The organism is Rothia nasimurium (assembly GCF_928381415.1).
Lineage (GTDB): Bacteria > Actinomycetota > Actinomycetes > Actinomycetales > Micrococcaceae > Rothia > Rothia nasimurium_H.
Genome location: NZ_CAKMSF010000005.1, coordinates 119,511 through 139,709 on the forward strand (window position 1 = coordinate 119,511; position 20,199 = coordinate 139,709).

Sequence of the window (20,199 nt, forward strand, 5' to 3'; positions counted from 1 at the left end):
TACGCGAGCGCACCGCAAAGAGTAGGCTTAACGCCTATGTCTTCTACGCAAACACACTCTCACCCCGAAACTGGAGCGCACCCGGTCACCGAACCTGCAGCGCACACCGCATCAATGCCCGTCGCCCATAAACTAGAGCGCCACGAGTTCCTGCTCCTGGCTATCATGGTGATTGCGGCCTTCGTGCTGATTCTGAATGAAACTCTGCTGGGCGTAGCTCTGCCCGACATCATGGCAGACCTGAACATCAGCGCCTCGACCGCCCAGTGGACCTCCACCGGCTTCATGCTGACCATGGCCGTGGTGACTCCGGCTTCTGGTTTCATCATCTCCCGCTACTCCATTCGCACCGTCTTTGTCGCAGCCATGGCGCTCTTCTCCGTCGGCACCCTGGTGGCAGCTACCGCCCCCGGTATTGCCCTGCTGCTGGTCGGGCGTGTGCTCCAGGCTGGCGGTACCGGCGTGATGATCCCCCTGCTCATGACCACCATGATGCGCCTGGTTGCCCCCAGCAAAATCGGTCAGGCTATGGGCATCATCGGCATGGTTATCTCAGCTGCTCCCGCAGCCGGCCCGACTGTTTCAGGCATCATTCTGAATGCCGCTGGCTGGCGCTGGCTCTTCTGGCTGATTCTGCCCATCGGCATTATCGCTCTGCTGATCGGTCTGCGTCTGGCACCTGCTGAGAAGCCCGAAGGCACCTCACAGAAACTCGACATCTTCTCCATCGTGCTTTCCACCCTGGGCTTCGGCGGCCTGGTCTTGGGCCTGTCATCTATGGGTGGGGGCTCCTCCCACGGCGGCGCTCACCTGCCCGTCAACCCCTGGGTTATCGTGGCTGTCTCGGTTGCCCTGCTGGCCGTGTTCGTGCGTCGTCAGATTCAGCTGCAAGACCGCGGCCCCTTCATGGACCTGCGCATTTTCCGTGCCCGCCCCTTCACCCTGACCGTCATCATGACCTCCCTGGGCATCGGCGTCATGCTAGGTACCGCAATTATGATTCCCCTCTACGCCGCAAACGTCCTGGGCATGAGCGCCCTGCAAACCGGCCTGATGCTGCTACCCGGTGGCGTGCTCATGGCGGTGCTGAGCCCCGTCGTCGGTCGCCTGTCAGACCGCTTCGGCGCCCGCACCCTGGTCATCCCCGGTGCCCTGCTCTTTAGCGCCTCCATCTGGCTAATGAGTACCTTCAGCACCCAGACTCCCGTCTGGTACCTGGTGGGTACCTACATGCTCATGACTTTCGCCCTGCCGCTGGTTAACACCCCCATGATGTCCCTGGGGCTGGGCTCTCTTGATCACGAACTACACGCTTTCGGTTCCTCGGCTATGACCACCTTCCAGCAGGTATCCGGTGCCGCAGCAACCGCCCTTTTCGTGGCTCTGCTGGGTATCGGGTCGGCTGCCCACGGCGGCACCGGCGTAGAGGCCTACATGGCCGGTGTGCACCTGGCCTTCCTGGTAGCAGCCTTCATGTCACTGGGCTCTATCGTGGTAGCCCTGCTTCTGCCCGCCGGCAAGCAGGCTGCCGGAAGCGCCCCCATGGCCCACTAGGGTCGCACCTGCGCTTCACGGATGCAAGGACGCCGCCACCCACCCTCCTGTCAGGTGGCAGGTAGAGCGGGAGGCGGCGTCCTTCTGCTGACCCTCTAACCCCGGGGGCCTAGAGTGCCACCGTCAAGCTGGCCCGTACCGCCTCGGTTGCGGCAACCAGGGACTCGATGGAAGCCTTGGTCTCCTTGTAGGCGCGGGTCTTCAGGCCGCAGTCGGGGTTGACCCAGAGCTGGCGGGCAGGAATGTGCTCTAGCGCGGTCGTCAGAAGCGCCTCTACCTCATCAGCCGAGGGTACACGCGGGGAGTGAATGTCCCAGACGCCGGGCCCGATGCCACGATCGAAGCTCTCAGGCACATCGGCCAGCAGCTCCAGGCGGGAGCGCGCCGCCTCAATCGAGGTGACATCGGCGTTGAGAGCATCAATCGCACCGAAGATTTCATTGAACTCTGAGTAACAGAGGTGGGTGTGAATCTGGGTGGAGTCAGCAACCTGCGAGGTCGCCAGGCGGAAGGCACCCACCGACCAGTCCAGGTAGGCCGCCTGATCCTCGGCGCGCAGGGGGAGCAGCTCGCGCAGGGCGGGTTCGTCCACCTGAATAATGCGGGTACCCGCGGCCTCAAGGTCAGCAATCTCATCAGCCAACGCCAGCGCAACCTGGGTCGCGGTCGCCGCCAGAGGCTGATCATCGCGCACAAACGACCAGGCCAGAATCGTGACCGGGCCGGTGAGCATACCCTTGACCGGCTTATCGGTCTGCTGCTGCGCGAAGCTAATCCACGGCACGGTAAAGGCCTCACCGCGGGTACCTGCACCGCTGCGCTTCACATCGCCCCATAGAATCGAGGGGCGGGTACAGCGCGAACCGTAGGACTGCACCCAGCCGTGCTCGGTTGGGGCAAACCCGTCGAAGTTCTCAGCAAAATACTGCACCATGTCGTTACGCTCAGCCTCACCGTGTACCAGGACGTCTAGCCCCAGACGCTCCTGGAAGTCGATGACACAGCGAATCTCCTCCCGCAGATGGGCATCGAGCTCGTCCCTGGTCAGCGCACCCTTGCGGTAGTCCGCCCGCAGGGAGCGAATATGGCCGGTCTGCGGGAAAGACCCGATGGTGGTGGTCGGCAGCAGGGGCAGGTTCAGATCCTCCTGGGCCTGCTGACGCACCTGAGCGGACGCGCGCTCGTAGTTCTCGGGGGTAATGGAGAGGGTGCGCTCGCGGATGCAGGGGTCGTTGACTCCGCTGGACTGGGCGCGCGCTGCCAGTGCTGCCTTGGCCTGCTCAACCTCGGAGGCGATAGCCTCGGGCCCCTCAGCGAGCCCCCGAGCGAGCAGGGCAACTTCGCTGACCTTCTGGTGGGCAAAGGCCAGCCAGCTGGTGAGCTTCTGGTCGAGCCCGGTTTCCAGGTCAAGGTCGTAGGGCACGTGCTGCAGGGAGGTCGAGGTTGAGACGGACGCCGCCCCCACCGCCTGCAGGGTGTGGAGGGAGGCTTCCAGGTCGTTGCGCCAGATATTGCGGCCGTTCACCACACCTGCCACCAGCAGGGGAGCCGAATCGCCGCCGAAGAGGCGGGCGAGGGCGTCCTGATCATAGCCGGTAGATACCAGGTCAAGGTGCAGGGCCTCTACGCCCGAAGCGGCCAGGGGTTCCAGCAGGCCGGCCAGGTTGCCGTAGGGGCTAGTGACCAGCAGGGCAGGGCGGTCAGTGAGGGCTGTCAGCTCCCCATAGGTTCCCTCGATGAGCTTTGCTAGGTCGGTTTCGGTGACGGGCTGGTCCGCACCCAGGGCGGGCTCGTTGAACTGAACCCAGCGCACACCGCGGCCAGCCAGGTGGGCGAGCAGATCCCGGTAGAGGGGCAGCAGGTCTACTAGACGGTCGAGGGGCGCGAAGTCGGCGGGGGCGCCGTCCTCAGCTTTTGCCAGGAGCAGGTAGGTGAGGGGGCCGGTGATGCTGGGGCGGGAGGACGTCCCCGCCGCCTCAGCGGCTGCCAGTAGGTCGTCGAGAGCTTCAGTGTTGAGGGTAAAGCCGGTGGCCGGGCCGATTTCTGGCACCAGGTAGTGGTAGTTGGTATCGAACCACTTGGTCAGCTCCAGCGGGGGCAGTTGCTCGGTGCCGCGGGCCAGCGCGAAGTAGCCGTCCAGGTCAATCAGGCCACGGTCGTCGCGTACCGATTCGAAGCGGGAGGGCAGGGCAGTAAAGAGGCGGGTGGTATCGAGCACCTGGTCATAGAAAGAGAAGTCAGCGGGAATAGCGTAGTCGCCGGTCAGACCGCGCTCGGTCAGGGTGCGGTAGGCCTGTTGCTGGATCTGATGGGCAACCTGCTTCAGCTCAGTCTGGTCAGTTTTACCTGCCCAGTAGGCTTCAACAGCGCGCTTGAGCTCGCGGCGGGCGCCGATGCGGGGGTAGCCGGTGATGGTTGCAGTGGGGAAAGTGGTGGTCATGGTGGTGTCTTTCTGTGAAGTCTTGAGGCCGATATTTTTAGGCGTAGATCAGTTCGGCTAAGGGGTTTTCAAAGCGGCTGTTGTAGCGGGGCAGGTTAACCTGCTCAAGAACGTCCAGTACCGCTGCGTGTTCGTTGAAGGTGTAGAAGTGGATGCCGGGGGCACCGGCGTCGAGGGATTCTTGAAGCAGGCGGACGGCGAACTCCACCCCGATGCGGTGACGTTCAGCGTCACTGCCTGCTGTTTCTAGGTCATAGGCCAGCTTCTGGGGTACGGGTAGGCCCGCTAGTGAACAGAGCGTGGTGAGCCTGCGCAGGCTGGTGACCGGCATGATGCCCGGAATCAGGGGCAGGGTCACCCCCGCGGTTCGGGCCCGCTGCACCAGGGATTCGTAGAGGGTCGCCTCAAAGAAAACCTGGGTGATAGCGAAATCAGCCCCCGCCCGCTCCTTGGAGAGCAGAATTTCAATATCTTGTAATTCTGAGCTGGACTCCGGGTGCCGGGAGGGGTAGGCAGCTACCCCCACCGCCACGCGTCCTGCCGCAAGATGGGCAAAATCCTGGGTCTCCACCCGTCGAATGAGATCAACCAGGGAACGGGCAAAAGGGATGTCAGGGGCCTGGCTGCTGCCCGCTGGCAGGTCGCCGCGCAGGGCTAAAAATCCGCGGACGCCGATTGCCAGTATGCGACGCACAGCGGCTTCCAGCTCCTCAGCGCTGTGCCCCACACAGGTGAGGTGGGCCAGGGGAGTAAGCCGGGTTTCGTGTACCAGATGGTCTAACAGAGCCAGGGTTTTCTGCTTACGAGCCCGATCACCGGAGTAGGTCACCGAGACATAGTCGGGGTTAGTGGGAGCCAGCTGGTCGATAGTCGTCAGTAGACTCTCACAGCTGGCGGAACTTCGCGGTGGGAAGAGTTCATAAGAGAGCGCCGGTATATGGGTACTCATGGTTTCCTTACAGGTCGTTGGGTAGACCCGAAAGAATGCAGTGGCCGCTCCCACTGGTGGCGGGAGGGCGCCACACAGGGCGGTGGGTGGACCGCTGGTGATGCACTCTATCGGTCCTAGCAGGAGCACCTTTCCCGTCAGGGTGGTTGCTGCGACGTCGTTGAGCTAGGTCTCTCGGTCGCTCTGGATAGATTTGATGGTTCTACACTAAAAGCGCAGGTAGGGCGCTGGCAAGAAACCGCCGCTCTATGTACCTTTTTGACTCTGTGTCGGGTGTGTTGAGACACATGACAGTAATATGACGGGTATGAGTATTGAGTATCGCCAACTAGGAAAAAGCGGGTTGACCGTCTCGAACGTGGGCCTGGGCTGTAACAACCTGGGCCGTGCCACAACCGCCACCGAAACGCAAAGCGGAACCAACGCCGTCCTCACCGCTGCCGTTGAAGCCGGAATCACCCTCTTTGATGTGGCCGATATTTACGGGTCTGCACCGGGGGTTTCTGAAACCATGTTTGGGAAGGCTCTGCGGGAGACCGGGATTGACCGCGACGAGATTGTGATTGTCTCTAAATTCGGCATGGACATGGGTGGGGCCAACGGCACCGACCACGGGGTGCGCGGCTCCCGCCGGTACATTATGCGGGCGGTTGAGGCGTCCCTGAGCCGCCTGGGCACCGACTACATCGACCTCTACTTCCACCACACCCCCGACCCGGCAACCCCTATCGAAGAAACCCTCTCAGCTCTGGGCACCCTGATTGAGCAGGGCAAGGTGCGTTACATCGGGTCGTCCAACCATACCGGTTGGCAGATCGCCCATGCTGAGCACCTGGGCCGGGCCCTGGGGTACCGCTACGTTGCGGCTGAGAACCACTACAACCTGCTTGACCGCCGCGCTGAGCTTGAGGTGCTGCCCGCCTCTCGCGAATTCGGGTTGGGTGTGCTGCCCTACTTCCCCCTGGCTAACGGGCTGCTGACGGGCAAATATTCGCGCTCTTTTGCCCCGGCGGACGGCCGTCTGACCCGCATCAAACCCGACATCTTGGACGGCGCTAACTGGGACCAGCTCGAAGCCTTCTCAGCCTTCGCTGCTGAGCGCGGCCTGACCGAGGTTCAGGTTGCCTTCTCGTGGCTGGCTCAGCAGGAGCCGGTTGCCTCTGTGATCGCCGGGGCTACCACCGAAGAGCAGGTGCGCGCCAACGCGGCGGCTATCGTCCGCCGGTTCGACGCGGACGAGCTCGCCCTGCTCGACGAGATTTTCCCGGCACCGCCGAAGGTGGCGCTCTTCTAACCCACCCCATACAGCAAACGACGCTCCTTCCCTCTTTCCCGCAGCACTCCGGTGCGTGGAAAGAAAGATGGGGCGCCGTTGTATGCCTAACTAGGGGGTGAGCTCAGCCAGCAGGGCACGGACGCGGGCGTCGATGTCGTCCCGGATCAGGTTCATGCGCTCAGCCCCCTCAACTCCATCGTGGGAGGGCTCAACGGTATTCCAGCGTTCGGTCTTAGCCAAGACTTCCTCGTCCGTCGTCTCAAGCTGGGCAGCCCCACCCAGAATGACGATACGGTCAGCAGCAGCCAGGTCGTCGGCGCTGGCAAACTTGGGCGTACCCTTGCTCATATCTGCACCGATCTCAGCGAGCGAAGCGGCAGATTCAGCGTTGACCGCGCTGCCCACCGCAGCCTTGGTACCCGCGGACGTCGCCCGCACGCGTCCTTGCGCATGGAGGTTCATCAGGGCCTCAGCCATCTGAGACTTGCCTTTATTGGACTGGCAGATAAAAAGAACGTGGGGGATAGAAGTCATAGCTCCATCATAGGGTTCATCAAGAACTTCTACCTACACAAAAGCCCGCCCCGACCCCATCTCAGAGAAAGGGTACAGGGCGGGCTTTGATATTTTTCCAGTTTTAAAGATTGTCGATGGCGTACTGGGCCTGTTCAGGGGTGAACTGGCTACCGTACTCACTGGTCAGCTGATCGAAGAGGCGAGCATCGCTCATCTCAGAGATTTCTAGGTAGCTACGAGCGGCATCGAGAGCTTCCTGGTTCCAGTCAGCATTGACATTGTCAACCGCGTACTGGGCCTGTTCGGGGGTGAACTGGCTACCGTACTCGCTGGTCAGCTGATCGTAGAGACCTGCGTAAGAGAAATCAGAAAATTCGATGTAGTCTTCAGCGGCTTCAAGAGCTTCAGCGTTCCAGTCAACATCGCTCAGGTTATCCATAGCGTACTGGGCTGCTTCAGGTGAATACTGGCCGCCGTACTCGCTGGTGAGCTGATCGTAGAGGCCAGTGTAGGAGAAACTGCTGAACTCTAGATAGTCACGGGCCTCGGCAAGAGCGCTCGTGTAATCGCGGGGGATATCCCCGGCAGCAGAGGTGGTCTGCTGGGAGGCTTCGGCAGACGGTGCGTTAGAAGTAGCAGGGGCAGGGGTAGTGACGGCCGGAGTAGCAGAACTTACCGGAGCAGATGCAGTTGCCGACGGGCTAGCTACCGCTGACTCAAGCTCCTGCAGGCTCTGCTGGAGCTCGGGGTCGTTAGCAATAGTATTGAGGGCAAAGAAAAACAGGACGATACCTGAAATCACTGACCCGATAACTGAGAGCACGATGGCGATAATCGAGGTGACCTTTTCCTTGTTCTTCTGGAAAAGTCCAACAATGCCGGTCACAAAAGCTGCAAACAGCAAGAGCCAGCCAAGGACGGCAACGGCGGGAATGCAAGCCAAAATAAAGCCGAGAACGCCCAGGCCCAGAGCCACCAGACCAACCACATTCTTAGGCTTTTTTCCGTTAGGTTGCTGAGGTGCGGCGTAGGGGTCCTGATAGGGGTACTGGCCCGGTGCGGCATAAGCCCCGGCAGACGATGCTGGCGCTTCGGGCTGATCGGGCTGAGAAGACGGAGTGTTGGGTGTGTATGGGTTTTCGCTCATACCTACCAGTTTAAAGACAATCCCGGTGCCTGCTGGCCACATGTCGGATTATTTCTCGGTGATTCCCGGGAACCTGCCACCGGCGTCCGCCCACCTTCTACCGCTAGTAGCGCAAAACCTGGAACACCCACCCAAAGACAAACCACCCTTGCTATCCTTAAGAATGGTGTGCCCTGCGTCCGCGCCGTCTGCACAGGCCGCGCAGCCCCACCCCACCGCCGTGAAACCCGGCAGGTGACCACCCTATTCAGGAGTAAGACTTATGCCAGCAATTGTGATTGTAGGCGCCCAGTGGGGCGACGAAGGTAAGGGCAAGGCAACCGACCTGCTCGGCGGCCGCGTCGACTACGTCGTCAAGCCCAACGGCGGTAACAACGCAGGCCACACCGTCGTCGTCAACGGCCAGAAGTTCGAGCTCAAGCTCCTTCCCGCCGGCATCCTCTCAGAAAACGCTGTACCCGTTATCGGCAACGGCGTGGTCGTCAACCCCGAGGCCCTCTTCGAAGAAATTGACGGCCTTGAAGCCCGTGGGGCAGACACCTCCAAGCTCAAGATTTCAGCTAACGCCCACCTGGTAGCGCCCTACCACCAGACCATGGACAAGGTCACTGAACGCTTCCTGGGTAAGCGCGCCATTGGTACCACCGGCCGCGGTATCGGCCCTACCTATATGGATAAGGTTGGCCGTCTGGGTATTCGCGTGCAGGATATCCTCGACGAGTCCATCCTGCGCCAGAAAGTTGAAGGCGCCCTGCGTCAGAAGAACGAACTGCTGGTCAAGGTCTACAACCGCCGCCACGTAGAGGTCGAAGAAATCGTTGAGTACTTCATGAGCTTCGCCGACCGCCTGGCACCCATGATTGTTGAATCAACCCAGCTGCTCAACAAGGCCCTGGACGAGGGCAAGACCCTGCTCATGGAAGGCGGCCAGGCCACCTTCCTCGACGTAGACCACGGCACCTACCCCTTCGTCACCTCATCTAACCCCACCGCAGGCGGCGCCTCCGTTGGTTCCGGCGTTGGCCCCACCCGCATCTCCCGCGTCATCGGTATTCAGAAGGCCTACACCACCCGCGTGGGCGCCGGCCCCTTCCCCACCGAACTCTTCGACGACATGGGCGAATTCCTGCGCACCACCGGTGGCGAGTTCGGCGTGAACACCGGCCGCCCTCGCCGCTGCGGCTGGTACGACGCGGTCCTGGCCCGCCAGGCTGTGCGCATCAATGGCTTCACCGACCTCTTCATCACTAAGCTGGACGTGCTCACCGGGCTTGAGAAGATTCCTGTCTGCGTCGCCTACGATGTAGACGGTGTTCGCCACGACGAGATGCCCATGACCCAGTCGGACTTCCACCACGCCAAGCCCATCTACGAGTACTTCGACGGCTGGACCGAAGACATCACCGAGGCTAAAACCCTCGACGAGCTGCCCGAGAACGCCCGTAAGTACCTTGAGAAGCTGGAAGAAATCTCCGGCTGCCGTATCTCGGCAATTGGCGTTGGCCCCGGCCGCGAGCAGACCATCGTCGTGCGCGACCTGATCGAGGACGAGAAGTAGGGCGGACGTCCGCGCCCCTTCCCCTGCACCGGGTAGGTACCATCTAAATCAGAAAAACCCACCAACTAGGTGGGTTTTTCTGATTTAAATGGTCTTTTTGTAGAAGGACTACGATAGACACCATGCCCTTACTCAACACACTCAACCACACCACCGGGGCCGTCACCGGCTACGACTCCCTCGCCGACCTTGCCCGGGCCTTCACGCCCGGCACCGATTGCGCTTATATCGGCCTGGTTGACCCCTCCCGCGATGATCTCACCACCCTCACCGGCCTCTTCGACCTGCACCCCCTTGCCGTCGAAGACTCCGAGCAGGGCCATCAGCGCGCTAAGCTCGAACGGTACGGCGACACCTACTACCTAGTGCTCCGCCCTGCGATTTATCTCGACGACATCGAAGAGATTCGTTTCGGCGAAACCCACATGTTCGTAGGGCAGAATTTCGCGATTTGGCTGGTCAAAGATGCCTTACGGTCAGACGCTACCACCCGCCAGACTATGGATACGGTCTTCACCAGCGCTACAGGCGGTGCCACACGACAGGCCGGCCCTCTCGTCTTCCTGCACCGGGTGCTCGATATGCTGGTGGACGGCTACTTCCCCGTCATCGAGGGGCTAGAAAACGACGGCGACGAAATTGAGGACGCCCTTTTCTCCGACAACTCTGAGGCTAGCGAAATCTCCCAGCGCATCTACAGTCTGCTGAACGAGGTCAGTGACTTCAAACGCGCGGTCAAGCCGGTGGGGCAGATGCTGGACCTACTCATGGGGCGTATTCGTATTCAGGCTGAGACCGGCGATGAGCACCAGCTTGAGCTGCTCCGCTACTTCCGCGATGTGAAGGACCACGTCATCAGTGTGGTAGACCGGGTGGACGACCTGCGGTCTTCGCTAGAGAACGCCTTGGCGGTGAACTCAACGATCGTAGCTGAGCGGCAGAACGACGACATGAAGCGCATTTCAGCCTGGGCTGCGATTCTGGTGGCCCCCACAATCATCGGCTCGATTTATGGCATGAACTTTGACATTATGCCCGAGCTGCACTGGACCTTCGGCTACCCGGCGTCCCTGCTGCTGATGGTTGTGGTGTCCTTTGGGCTGTGGGTGGTCTTTAAGAAGAAAGAATGGCTTTAGCGGTCTGCTGGCCTATTCCTACAAGGGGACCGCAAAACTTAAAGAGGACCGCATATTTTGCGGTCCTCTTTAAGTTTTCCGGTCCCCTTCTACATCTTTACCCCGCGCAGGGTGCGCACCACCATCACAGCGCAGAGAAGCATGAGCACCACGCCGATAGCCGAGGTGTAGACCACGCCCGAGTCGAAGGCGTGCTGGGCTGAGGCCAGCAGGGCGGCACCGGTCTCTCCGCCGATGTTCTCAGCCACCTCAGCTGCCCCACCTAGGGTTTCGCGGGCGGCGTCCGCGTCCGCAGCACTAACCCCCTCGGGTACCACCAGGTGGGCAACGTAGGCTGCGTTCAGGATTGACCCCAGAATCGCGGTACCCATGACCGAGCCGGTCTCGTAGGCGGTCTCCGAGATAGCGGACGCCGCACCCGCCTTATGCGGGGGAACAGCGGCCAGGATGATGTCGTTGGTCAGGGTCTCAGCGAAGCCAATGCCTACACCGAGCAGGGCGAAGGCGACCAGAATGCCGGTATCCGAGCCGGAATCGGCGGTGAGGAAGACCAGGGTGAAGGCGGCTGCGTTCATAAGTAGGGAACCAGCAATCACGATCCAGGGCTTGATGATTTTGACCAGGTAGACCACGACCAGGCCCGCAATGACGGTTAGCACCAGGCCGGGCAGCAGCAGGAGGGCGGCGCTGAAGGGGGAATGGCCGCTGACCAGCTGCAGGTGCTGGGAGACGAAGTAGAGGAAGCCAACCAGTGAGAAAATCGCCATGAGGTTGGTCAGTACCGCACCGGTGAACTGCTTGTTGGTGAAGAGACGGACGTCCAGCATGGGGTTGGTGCGGGCCAGCTGGCGGCGGGTGAAGACAAGACCGCAGATGGTTGCAACCAGCAGCAGGGCGACGGTGAGCAGGTCGAAGCCGTCGTGGGCAAAGTGCTTGATGGCGTAGACGAAGGGGGTCATGGTCGCCATGATCAGGGCGATGCTGACGAAGTCGATGGCGCCGGGGGCCGGGTCCTTGGAGTTAGGAATCAGCCAGAAGCCCAGCAGGAGCATGGGCAGCAGGACGGGCACTGCCATGAGGAAGACCGAGCCCCAGTAGAAGTGCTCCAGCAGGAACCCACCGACGACAGGTCCCAGGGCTGCGCCACCTGCGAAGCCTGAGGCCCAGATGGCGATGGCGGTACGACGTTCGGTGGCGTCGGCGAACATATTGCGAATGATGGAGAGAGTCGCGGGCATGAGCATAGCCCCGAAGATACCCATACCGGCGCGGGCGGCAATGAGCCAGGCGGCGGTGGGGGCGAAGGCGGCGGCAGCTGAAATAACGGTAAAGCCGAAGCCGCCCAGTAGCAGCATGGTGCGGCGGCCGAAGCGGTCACCCATGCTGCCTGCGGGAATGAGTAGACCCGAGAGAATCAGCGGGTAGACATCGTTGATCCAGAGTAGCTGGGTGCCGCTGGGGGAGAGCTGGGCTGAAATCTCGGGCAGGGCGAAAGAGAGCACGGTGTTATCGACCGAGACCAGCAGCACCGGCAGCATGAGCACAGCCAGGGCCGCCCAGCGACGGGGGTAGGGTGTGATTGAGGATTCTTCAGTGGTGACGGCTCTCATCTGGCCGGTTGCGGGGTGCATGTCTGCTCTTTCGTGAGGATGGCTACCTGGGGTTGGTGCGGGCGCGGTACCGGGCAGGACGCCGGGGTACGCTTGGCCGCTCATCGGTAGCGGGGTGCTCGGTGGGGAGCACACTTGTTACTGTACCGTCTGGACGGTTTTGTTTTCAAGTGGGGAGGCGGTAGGGTGGGGCACATGAGTTCTCGCGAAAAAATCCTTGACGCCTACGAAGCCCTACTCATCGAAGAGGGGGAGCGGGCGGCGTCCTTGAACGCTATTGCCGCCCGTGCCGGGGTGTCCAAGGGAGGGCTGCTCTATCACTTCCCCGATAAGACCGCGCTGATTGACGGGCTTTTGGGGCGGGCATGGGCGCTCGCTGAGCAGGACTTTAAGGCTATGGCGGGCGACCCCGCTGGGGCCTGTGCCTACTATGTGCGCACCTCGGTCTACCAGGACACCCCCTTTGACCGGGTTTTTGTGGCCGCTTCGCGCCTGCGCCAGGACGCCGCCGAGAAGGTTGCCGAGGTCTATGACAGGATTCAGGGGCGCTGGTTTGAGATGATTCGGGCTGAGACTCCCTCGGATGCTGCGGCTCGCGCTATCTTGCTGATGGGGGACGGGCTCTACTACAACGCGGCGGTCGCCAGTAGTGAGTCCCGCCCCAACCTTGCTCTCAGCGGCAATATGGACGCCCTGCTTGAGGTGGTGGAGCAGCTCAAGGGGCGCTAGCTAGCCAGTACAGCTACCGTCTCGTAGGGCCGCAAGACCAGCTCGCTGGTTCCCAGCCCAGGCTCATTCTTGTAATTACACAGAAGCACAGACCCCGCCGCGAACTCGGCAGGCAGCGGCACGGCGGCGTCCTTACCGTAGAAGTTGCAGAGCACCAGCAGGCGCTGACCCTCATGCTCTCGTACAAACCCGTAGACGCTCTCGTGCTCGCGGGCAAAGGGCTCGTAGGAGCCCTCAGCAATCAGAGGCATCGTATGGCGCAGGCGCACCAGCTCCCGGTAGAAGGGCAAAATGGTGCCCTCAGCCTCTTCGCGCTCCACGTTAATGTCGGCCTGCGAGGTGGGCATCAGCCAGGGCTTCACCTGAGAGAAGCCGGCGAACTCAGATGCGTCCCACTGCATGGGGGTACGGGAGTTGTCGCGGGACTTCTTGGTGACAATGCGGAAGGCCTCGGCCTCGCTCACGCCCCGCTCCTGCAGAATGGCAAAGGCGTTGTGGGATTCAACGTCCACGTAGTCATCCATGGACGAATAGACCGGATCAACCATGCCGATCTCTTCACCCTGATAGATGTAGGGGGTGCCGCGGGTCAGGTGCACGGCGGCAGCCAGCATGGTGGCGGACTCGGCTCGGTAACGCTCCACATCACCAAAGCGGTTGATGGCGCGGGGCTGGTCGTGGTTATTCCAGAAGGACGCCTGCCAACCGCCTCCTGCCTGAATACCTACCGCCCAGTCGGTCAGCAGACCCTTAAGAGCCATGAAATCAAAGGGCACATCAGACCACTTTTCGGCACCGTCATAGTCCACCTTGAGGTGGTGGAAGGAGAAGACCATGTCTAGCTCTTCATTGGCTGGGTTGGTGTAGCGCACGCTGCTGTCGATGGTGGTTGACGACATCTCGCCCACGGTCACGGTGCCCTCGGTATCACCAAAGGTGGCCCGGTTCAGCTCCTGCACCCAGGGGTGCACGCGCTCGGTGTCGGTGTAGATGAGCTTGTCGTTTTCGCCGGGGGCGGCGTCCCGCAGGTCCTCGGCCTTGCCAATCACGTTGAGCACATCGAAGCGGAAGCCGCGAACTCCCTTGTCCTTCCAGAAATTGACCACCTTGAAGAGCTCTTCGCGTACCCTGGGGTTGTGCCAGTTGAGGTCTGCCTGGGTCACGTCGTAGAGGTGCATGTAGTAGAGGTCGGTGTCGCCAAACCGTGACCAGGCCGGGCCGCCGAACTTGGATTCCCAGTTGGTCGGCAGGGAACCGTCCTCCTGTAGGGGGCGCAGGTAGAAGAAGTCCTGGTACTCCTTCTCGCCGGCTAGAGCCCGCTGGAACCACTCGTGCTCGGTGGAGACATGGTTGAGCACCATATCGAACATAACCCCGATTCCCTCTCGCCCCAGGGCTGCAATCAGCTCTTCGGCGTCCGCCATGGTGCCCATCTCGCGGTCTACCTCGTAGTAGTTAGCGATGTCGTAGCCGTTATCGTTCTGCGGTGAGACAAAGAAGGGGTTGAACCAGACCATGTCCACCCCCAGGGAAGCAATGTAGGGGACCTTCTCGATAATGCCCCGTAGGTCGCCTACGCCGGTGCCGTTCGAGTCGTAGAAGGACTTGGGGTAGACCTGGTAGATGACCTTATCGTGAAAGCTCATGGTGTGCTCCAAAGGGTAGGACGCCGGTGCTAGGGCGGGTGCGCCCGGTGGGTGGGGGCTGGGGTAAAAGAAAAGAAGCGCACCCCGCCAAAGCGGGATACGCTCCTTAACCTTACCTGTCTAACAGGTTCTTCAGTCTGTATTACAGCTGATTTGGAACTTTATTCAGAAACCGGAATTTCCTGGCGGCGGTGGGCGAAGTCCAAGTAGCGGAACTTGTCGGCGCGGTGGCGGGAGATGGTGTACTGGAAGGCGGTGCCGTCCTCAAGCACGGTGATTGAGGTGGTTACCGCAACGTACTCGCCAGCGTGCAGGTTCAGGTACTTGGCGTCGTTGGGGGTGGCCTGCTCGATGGTGATCTGCTTGGCAGACGAGACGATGTTCAGACCCAGCTCGCCCTCGAAGTATTGGTAGAGGGAGTCCTCAGCGACCTCGCGGGGAATTTCGGCTACTACGCTCTTGATGATGTAGTCATGGTCGATGATGGCGGGGGCACCGTCCATGTGGCGAACTCGCATGATGTGGGTGACGGGCACCTGCTCTACGGAGCCGTCCGTCAGGGCCTGGAAGGGTACATGCGGCAGCAGGGCGTCCTCAAGTTCAACCAGTTCAGTCTGGGTGTCGCGACTGGCTGACTCAGCAAATTCCTTGTAGCTGACCAGTGATGACACGGGAATGGAGTAGCGCTTGTGGTCAATGACCAGGGAGCCCTTGCCCATGATGCGCTGGATGTAGCCGCGGTCGGTCAGAATTGCCAGAGCCTTGCGGGCGGTCTCGCGAGAGACGTTGTACTTTTCGGTCAGCTTCTTTTCGCTGGGCAGCAGATCGCCGACGCCGTATTTACCTTCATCAATATCACGAGCCAGGTCGTGGTAGATGCGTTCAAACTTTCCCATTTGGTTCCCCTAAGTAACAGGTGCAAGAGCACATTGTGCGAGATGGAGTGAGAGTTTCACACGGTGATTGTGTTTCCCTATAGTCTAGGACTCGCACGGGGTGTTTGCGAGAGACACACATGTAAATGTGTGTCACACGTTAGTCAGCCTGTCTACGTGCAGGTTTTAACCGGTGTAGCCCCTGCGTGACCTGCGGAAATCCTTGGTGTTGAAAACACTTCTGTCAAAAGTGTGGTGTGAAACTCGCCCGACGGGCGCAGCGAGCGGCCCACAAGCGTCCTTGCGCCTCCCTCAATCCCTAACAAGGGGACCGCATAACTTAAAAGGGACCGCGTAATACGAGGTCTCTTTTAAGTTATGCGGTCCCCTTTGGGTAGGGCGGCTAGCCAGATAACTAGCTGAACAGGCGCTCGCTGGCGATGCGGGCGCCTGCGGCCAGCGACCCCAGCTTGGCCCAAGCCAGGTCGGGGTGCAGGCGTCCGCCCAGACCGCAGTCGGTCGACGCCACCACGTTCTCCTTGCCCACCACCTGAGCAAACTGCTCGATGCGCTGGGCAACCAGCTCAGGGTGCTCAATCAGGTTGGTCGAGTGCGAGACAACACCGGGAATCACGTACTTGCCCTCGGGCAGCTCCAGGTTCTCCCAGACCTTCCACTCGTGGGCGTGCCGCGCGTTAGCGGCCTCAAAGGTGTAACCGGCTGCGTCAATAGACAGCAGGGTATCGGCCAGGTGCTTGAACTCCAGGTCGGTGCTGTGCGGCCCGTGCCAGGAACCCCAGCACAGGTGAAAGCGGGTCTGCTCGGTCGGGATGTCCTCAAGCGCGTAGTTGAGGGCATCAACCGCCACCTGGATAAAGTCAAGGTAGTCACTGACGCTGGGCTCGGGGTTAATCTGGTCCCAGCCCTCAGCCACGGAAGGGTCGTCGATTTGCAGGGTGAAGCCGGCATCGGTGATGGCCTTGTACTCTTCCTTCAGCACATCGGCCCAGGCGTAGATGTGCTCCTTATCGGTGGGGTAGTAGAGGTTACCCACGCGGGCAGCTGACCCGGGTGACAGTGCCGCCACAAAAGCGCTGTGCGCCCCCTTGCCCTCGGTCGCTGCGGTGAGGTTGCGGACGTCCCGCCCCACCTCGTCCTGACCCTGGTAGGTCAGAGGGGCAACGGTAACAGGGAAACTGCGGTCGGGGTCGTTACCCAGGTCGAGCTCTGCGGTGTAGAAGTCCTGAAAACGGGTCCAGTCGCGGCGGTCGGCAAAGCTGGTGTACTTGAGCTTGCCCGGCTCAGAGCGGTGCACCTCGTTCGCGGGGTTGCCCTCGGTCAGCAGCTTCAAACCGCCGGTGCGGGCAAAGGAGTAGTGCCACCAGGCCCCGTAATCTACCGCCTGACTCATGGCATGCCCGTACTCGCCGTCGTTCACAATGTCGATACCGATGTCTACCTGGCGGTCAATCACTGCCTGGGTTTCCTCGGTCAGAATCTGCTGGAAATCTGCCTCGTCGATGCTGCCATCGCGGCGGGCGGCGTTAGCTTCAATCAGGCGCTGGCTGCGCGGCAGGGAACCAACGTGAGTGGTCAGAATGCGGTCGGTATTGATGGGCATGGTCTGCTCCTGGGGTAGTCCTACGGCTGTAGAGGCTGCTTGCGTCAGCGGCCATAAACCCAGCTAACACCCCTACCCGGTGAGCGCCCAAGCCCTCCAGGCCCTAAGACGGCATATTTCAAAAATGAACTTCGGTGACGGATGCGCGTCATACGCGCGTCATGAGCGCCTGCCTCACCGCAAGGGGACCGCAAAACTCAAAAGGGACCTCATATTATGCGGTCCCTTTTAGGTTTTAAGGTCCCCTTTGAGAGGGCGGAGACGGGACCGTCCGCCCCTAGTCATCCCCAAGAGCTACTTGTTAGACTCGAAACAACAAGACCAAGGAAAGGAGCAGAACTATGACCGTAAACGCTAAAGATGCAACTCGCTGGCAGCCCACTCATCGAGCGGCCCGTCAAACCCTGCAAAAAGTTCTGCGCCATCACACCACGGCTATCGGGAACGACGGCCTAACGGATACAGAGCGAAAAACCCTCGCATCGGAATACGAAACCCAGCAGAACCGGGCTTTTTCGGCTCAGCATCGTAGAGCCCTTGAGCAGCTCGAGCCTACCCCAGTAGGATTAGCCCTCAAAAACTAGGGGCCTAAGTGTATTTTCGAGAGCTCAGCACAAGCGATATACCGGCCCTTCAACAATGGGTCTGCACCTACCCTGCCAAGCGGCACTACCACACCGCTTCACACCCCGCGGAATGGGAGCTAAAGGTTCAAAGCTTCGTCCGGGAAACTCAGCCCCAGAAAATTGCCCGAGATCCCTACAAGGTCTCTATCGGAGCTTTCTTGGAGGGGCAGATAGCAGCTGCCGCTCTCATTACATATCGCCCCTATGATGATGTCTTCGACATTACCTATATCTCTACGGCCGCCCACGCCCAAAACCAGGGAATTGCACAACAGCTTATTCAGCAATGCGTTATCACAGCCCAAGAGCACCCCAAATTTAAAGACCTCACCAGTGACATCATGACCTGCGCTATCGACCGCAGAAATACAAAGTCTCAACGGGCCTTTGAGCGCTTTGGATTTACCCTAGTTGACGATAACCACCCCCAGCTTCTGGAATATGCGCTGAGATTTATGCGAGGCTTACTGGAGTAGCGTCCCACGGACGCCCGTCCTGCCGTCCCTGCCCCTTGGCAGGGGAGTGGGGGAGAAACCGTCCGCCCCTATCTTCACTATATGAGAACGCCGCTTCCCACCCTGTGGACTACCCGCACTCAGGCGTAGACTAGTACCCAAACCTCCAACCACAAACTTTCTTGGGAGCTATCGATGCCAGAACTGCGCTCGCGTACATCAACCCACGGCAGAAACATGGCAGGTGCCCGCGCACTGTGGCGCGCCACCGGCATGGGCGACGACGACTTCGGCAAGCCCATCATCGCTATCGCCAACTCCTTCACCCAGTTCGTCCCCGGCCACGTGCACCTGAAGAACATGGGCGAACTGGTCGCCGGTGCTATCCGCGAAGCAGGCGGCGTGGCCAAGGAATTCAACACCATCGCCGTGGACGACGGCATCGCTATGGGCCACGACGGTATGCTCTACTCCCTGCCCTCCCGCGACCTGATTGCCGACTCGGTCGAATACATGGTCAACGCCCACCGCGCCGACGCCCTGGTCTGCATCTCTAACTGCGACAAGATCACCCCCGGCATGCTCCTGGCAGCTATGCGCCTGAACATCCCCGTCATCTTTGTCTCCGGTGGGCCGATGGAGTCCGGTGAAGGCATCGAGGGGGTCGTTGAGCACCGCCTTGACCTGGTGGACGCCATGGTCATGGCCGTGGACGACAGCGTCAGCGACGACGCCCTGGCCCAGGTTGAGAAGAACGCCTGCCCCACCTGTGGCTCCTGCGCCGGTATGTTCACCGCTAACTCCATGAACTGTCTCAATGAGGCGATCGGTCTTGCCCTGCCCGGTAACGGCACCACCCTGGCTACCCAGGTCGCCCGCAAGCAGCTTTTCCTCGAAGCTGGCGCCAAGATTGTAGAGCTGGCCAAGCGCTACTACGAGCAGGACGACGAGAGTGTGCTGCCCCGCTCCATCGCCACCAAGGCTGCCTTCGAGAACGCCATGGCCCTGGACGTTGCCATGGGCGGCTCCACCAACACCGTTCTGCATATTCTGGCGATTGCCCACGAAGCCGGCGTTGACTTCACCCTGCGCGACATCGACGCGATCTCCCGCAAGGTGCCCTGCCTGGCCAAGGTAGCCCCCAACTCCACCAAGTACCACATCGAGCACGTGCACCGCGCAGGCGGTATTCCCGCCCTGCTTGGTGAGCTGGATCGCGCCGGTCTGCTGAACCGCGACGTCCACTCCGTACACTCCGGCTCCCTGGAACAGTGGCTGTCTGACTGGGACATCCGCTCCGGCGCCGCCACCGACGCCGCCAAGGAGCTCTTCCTGGCTGCCCCCGGCGGCGTCCGCACCACCCAGGCCTTCTCTACCGCTAACAAGTACGAGAGCCACGAAACCGACGCCGAAAACGGCTGCATCCGCGCCGTTGAGCACGCCTACACCAAGGACGGCGGCCTGGCCGTCCTCTACGGCAACATCGCCGAGGACGGGGCCATCATCAAGAGCGCCGGTATCGACGAGGAGCTCTTCCACTTCGTTGGCAAGGCTTTTGTGGTGGAGTCCCAGGACGAGGCCGTCTTCGAGATTCTGTCGAAGAACGTGAAAGAAGGCGACATCGTCGTCATTCAGTACGAGGGCCCCAAGGGCGGCCCCGGCATGCAGGAAATGCTCTACCCCACCTCCTACCTCAAGGGCCTGGGCCTGGGTAAGAAGTGCGCCCTGATTACCGACGGCCGTTTCTCGGGCGGCACCTCCGGTATCTCCATCGGCCACATTTCTCCCGAGGCTGCTGCCGGCGGTGCCGTGGGTCTGATTGAGCACGGCGACGAAATCGAGATCGATGTTCATAACCGCATCCTGCGCGTGAACGTCTCCGACGAGGTGCTGGCCGAGCGTCGCGCCAAGAAGGGCCCGGCCCCCTGGAAGCCCACCAAGCCCCGTGAGCGTCAGGTTTCTAGCGCCCTGCGCGCCTACGCCTCCATGGTGACCAGCGCCGACAAGGGTGCTGTGCGCATCGTCCCCGAGTAAACCTCGGTTTTCACCCAAGATAAGGAC

At 60.9% G+C, this 20,199-nt stretch carries 16 protein-coding genes and 1 riboswitch; of the genes, 8 read left to right on the forward strand and 8 right to left on the reverse strand.

Annotation, left to right across the window (positions count from 1 at the left end; translation table 11 throughout):
- Positions 1–36: 36 nt before the first annotated feature.
- On the forward strand, positions 37–1,554 hold the full coding sequence (locus tag L7A20_RS07010) for an MDR family MFS transporter (protein WP_237222905.1): 1,518 nt from the start codon (positions 37–39) through the stop codon (positions 1,552–1,554).
- 109 nt (positions 1,555–1,663) lie between these two features.
- On the opposite strand, the gene metE is transcribed toward L7A20_RS07010, so the two are convergent.
- Together metE and L7A20_RS07020 are read right to left on the reverse strand one after the other, a co-directional pair.
- Positions 1,664–3,994, reverse strand: coding sequence for a 5-methyltetrahydropteroyltriglutamate--homocysteine S-methyltransferase (gene metE / locus L7A20_RS07015; protein ID WP_237222906.1), 2,331 nt, complete (start codon positions 3,992–3,994; stop codon positions 1,664–1,666).
- Between the two features lie 37 nt (positions 3,995–4,031).
- On the reverse strand, positions 4,032–4,943 hold the full coding sequence (locus tag L7A20_RS07020) for a methylenetetrahydrofolate reductase (protein WP_237222907.1): 912 nt from the start codon (positions 4,941–4,943) through the stop codon (positions 4,032–4,034).
- A gap of 104 nt (positions 4,944–5,047) precedes the next feature.
- Positions 5,048–5,137: riboswitch (SAM riboswitch) on the reverse strand.
- A 113-nt stretch (positions 5,138–5,250) separates the two neighbouring features.
- Here L7A20_RS07020 and L7A20_RS07025 point away from each other — a divergent pair.
- Entirely contained in the window at positions 5,251–6,237 is a 987-nt protein-coding gene (locus L7A20_RS07025) for an aldo/keto reductase (RefSeq protein ID WP_423817432.1), read from the forward strand.
- A 90-nt stretch (positions 6,238–6,327) separates the two neighbouring features.
- Here L7A20_RS07025 and L7A20_RS07030 read toward each other — a convergent pair whose 3' ends face one another.
- Positions 6,328–6,753 (reverse strand): low molecular weight phosphatase family protein, encoded by a 426-nt coding sequence (locus L7A20_RS07030; protein WP_237222909.1) that lies wholly within the window; start codon positions 6,751–6,753, stop codon positions 6,328–6,330.
- A 103-nt stretch (positions 6,754–6,856) separates the two neighbouring features.
- Entirely contained in the window at positions 6,857–7,882 is a 1,026-nt protein-coding gene (locus L7A20_RS07035) for an Ltp family lipoprotein (protein ID WP_237222910.1), read from the reverse strand.
- Positions 7,883–8,144: 262 nt separating this feature from the next.
- Between L7A20_RS07035 and L7A20_RS07040 the strand changes: the two genes are divergently transcribed.
- Entirely contained in the window at positions 8,145–9,440 is a 1,296-nt protein-coding gene (locus L7A20_RS07040; RefSeq protein ID WP_135012930.1) for an adenylosuccinate synthase, read from the forward strand.
- A gap of 122 nt (positions 9,441–9,562) precedes the next feature.
- A complete protein-coding gene (locus tag L7A20_RS07045) occupies positions 9,563–10,576 on the forward strand; it encodes a magnesium and cobalt transport protein CorA (RefSeq protein WP_237222911.1) in 1,014 nt (337 codons plus the stop codon).
- Between the two features lie 89 nt (positions 10,577–10,665).
- On the opposite strand, the gene L7A20_RS07050 is transcribed toward L7A20_RS07045, so the two are convergent.
- Positions 10,666–12,186, reverse strand: a complete 1,521-nt coding sequence (locus tag L7A20_RS07050) for an MFS transporter (RefSeq protein ID WP_237222996.1) — start codon at positions 12,184–12,186, stop codon at positions 10,666–10,668.
- Positions 12,187–12,381: 195 nt separating this feature from the next.
- On the opposite strand from L7A20_RS07050, the gene L7A20_RS07055 reads away from it, so the two are divergent.
- Positions 12,382–12,915 carry a TetR/AcrR family transcriptional regulator gene (locus L7A20_RS07055; protein ID WP_237222912.1) on the forward strand — a complete coding sequence of 178 codons (534 nt, stop codon included), beginning with the start codon at positions 12,382–12,384 and terminating at the stop codon, positions 12,913–12,915.
- Here the strand turns inward: L7A20_RS07055 and L7A20_RS07060 are convergent.
- The 3 genes from L7A20_RS07060 to L7A20_RS07070 all read right to left on the reverse strand — a co-directional run bounded on the left by L7A20_RS07060 (position 12,912) and on the right by L7A20_RS07070 (position 17,057).
- On the reverse strand, positions 12,912–14,561 hold the full coding sequence (locus tag L7A20_RS07060; RefSeq protein ID WP_237222913.1) for an alpha,alpha-phosphotrehalase: 1,650 nt from the start codon (positions 14,559–14,561) through the stop codon (positions 12,912–12,914). The two genes, L7A20_RS07055 and L7A20_RS07060, sit on opposite strands and share 4 nt — an antisense overlap.
- A 161-nt stretch (positions 14,562–14,722) precedes the next feature.
- The gene (gene treR / locus L7A20_RS07065) at positions 14,723–15,457 is read right to left on the reverse strand and encodes a trehalose operon repressor (protein WP_237222914.1); all 735 of its coding nucleotides are present in this window, start codon (positions 15,455–15,457) and stop codon (positions 14,723–14,725) included.
- Positions 15,458–15,851: 394 nt separating this feature from the next.
- The gene (locus L7A20_RS07070) at positions 15,852–17,057 is read right to left on the reverse strand and encodes a cobalamin-independent methionine synthase II family protein (RefSeq protein WP_237209769.1); all 1,206 of its coding nucleotides are present in this window, start codon (positions 17,055–17,057) and stop codon (positions 15,852–15,854) included.
- A 341-nt stretch (positions 17,058–17,398) separates the two neighbouring features.
- Here L7A20_RS07070 and L7A20_RS07075 point away from each other — a divergent pair, with 341 nt between their 5' ends.
- The 3 genes from L7A20_RS07075 (at position 17,399) to ilvD (ending at position 20,172) form a co-directional block, all read left to right on the forward strand.
- Positions 17,399–17,641, forward strand: a complete 243-nt coding sequence (locus tag L7A20_RS07075) for a hypothetical protein (protein WP_237222915.1) — start codon at positions 17,399–17,401, stop codon at positions 17,639–17,641.
- Between the two features lie 8 nt (positions 17,642–17,649).
- Positions 17,650–18,159 carry a GNAT family N-acetyltransferase gene (locus tag L7A20_RS07080; protein ID WP_237222916.1) on the forward strand — a complete coding sequence of 170 codons (510 nt, stop codon included), beginning with the start codon at positions 17,650–17,652 and terminating at the stop codon, positions 18,157–18,159.
- A gap of 174 nt (positions 18,160–18,333) precedes the next feature.
- Complete coding sequence (ilvD, locus tag L7A20_RS07085) at positions 18,334–20,172, forward strand: dihydroxy-acid dehydratase (protein WP_237222917.1); 1,839 nt, start codon at positions 18,334–18,336, stop codon at positions 20,170–20,172.
- Positions 20,173–20,199 lie beyond the last annotated feature (27 nt).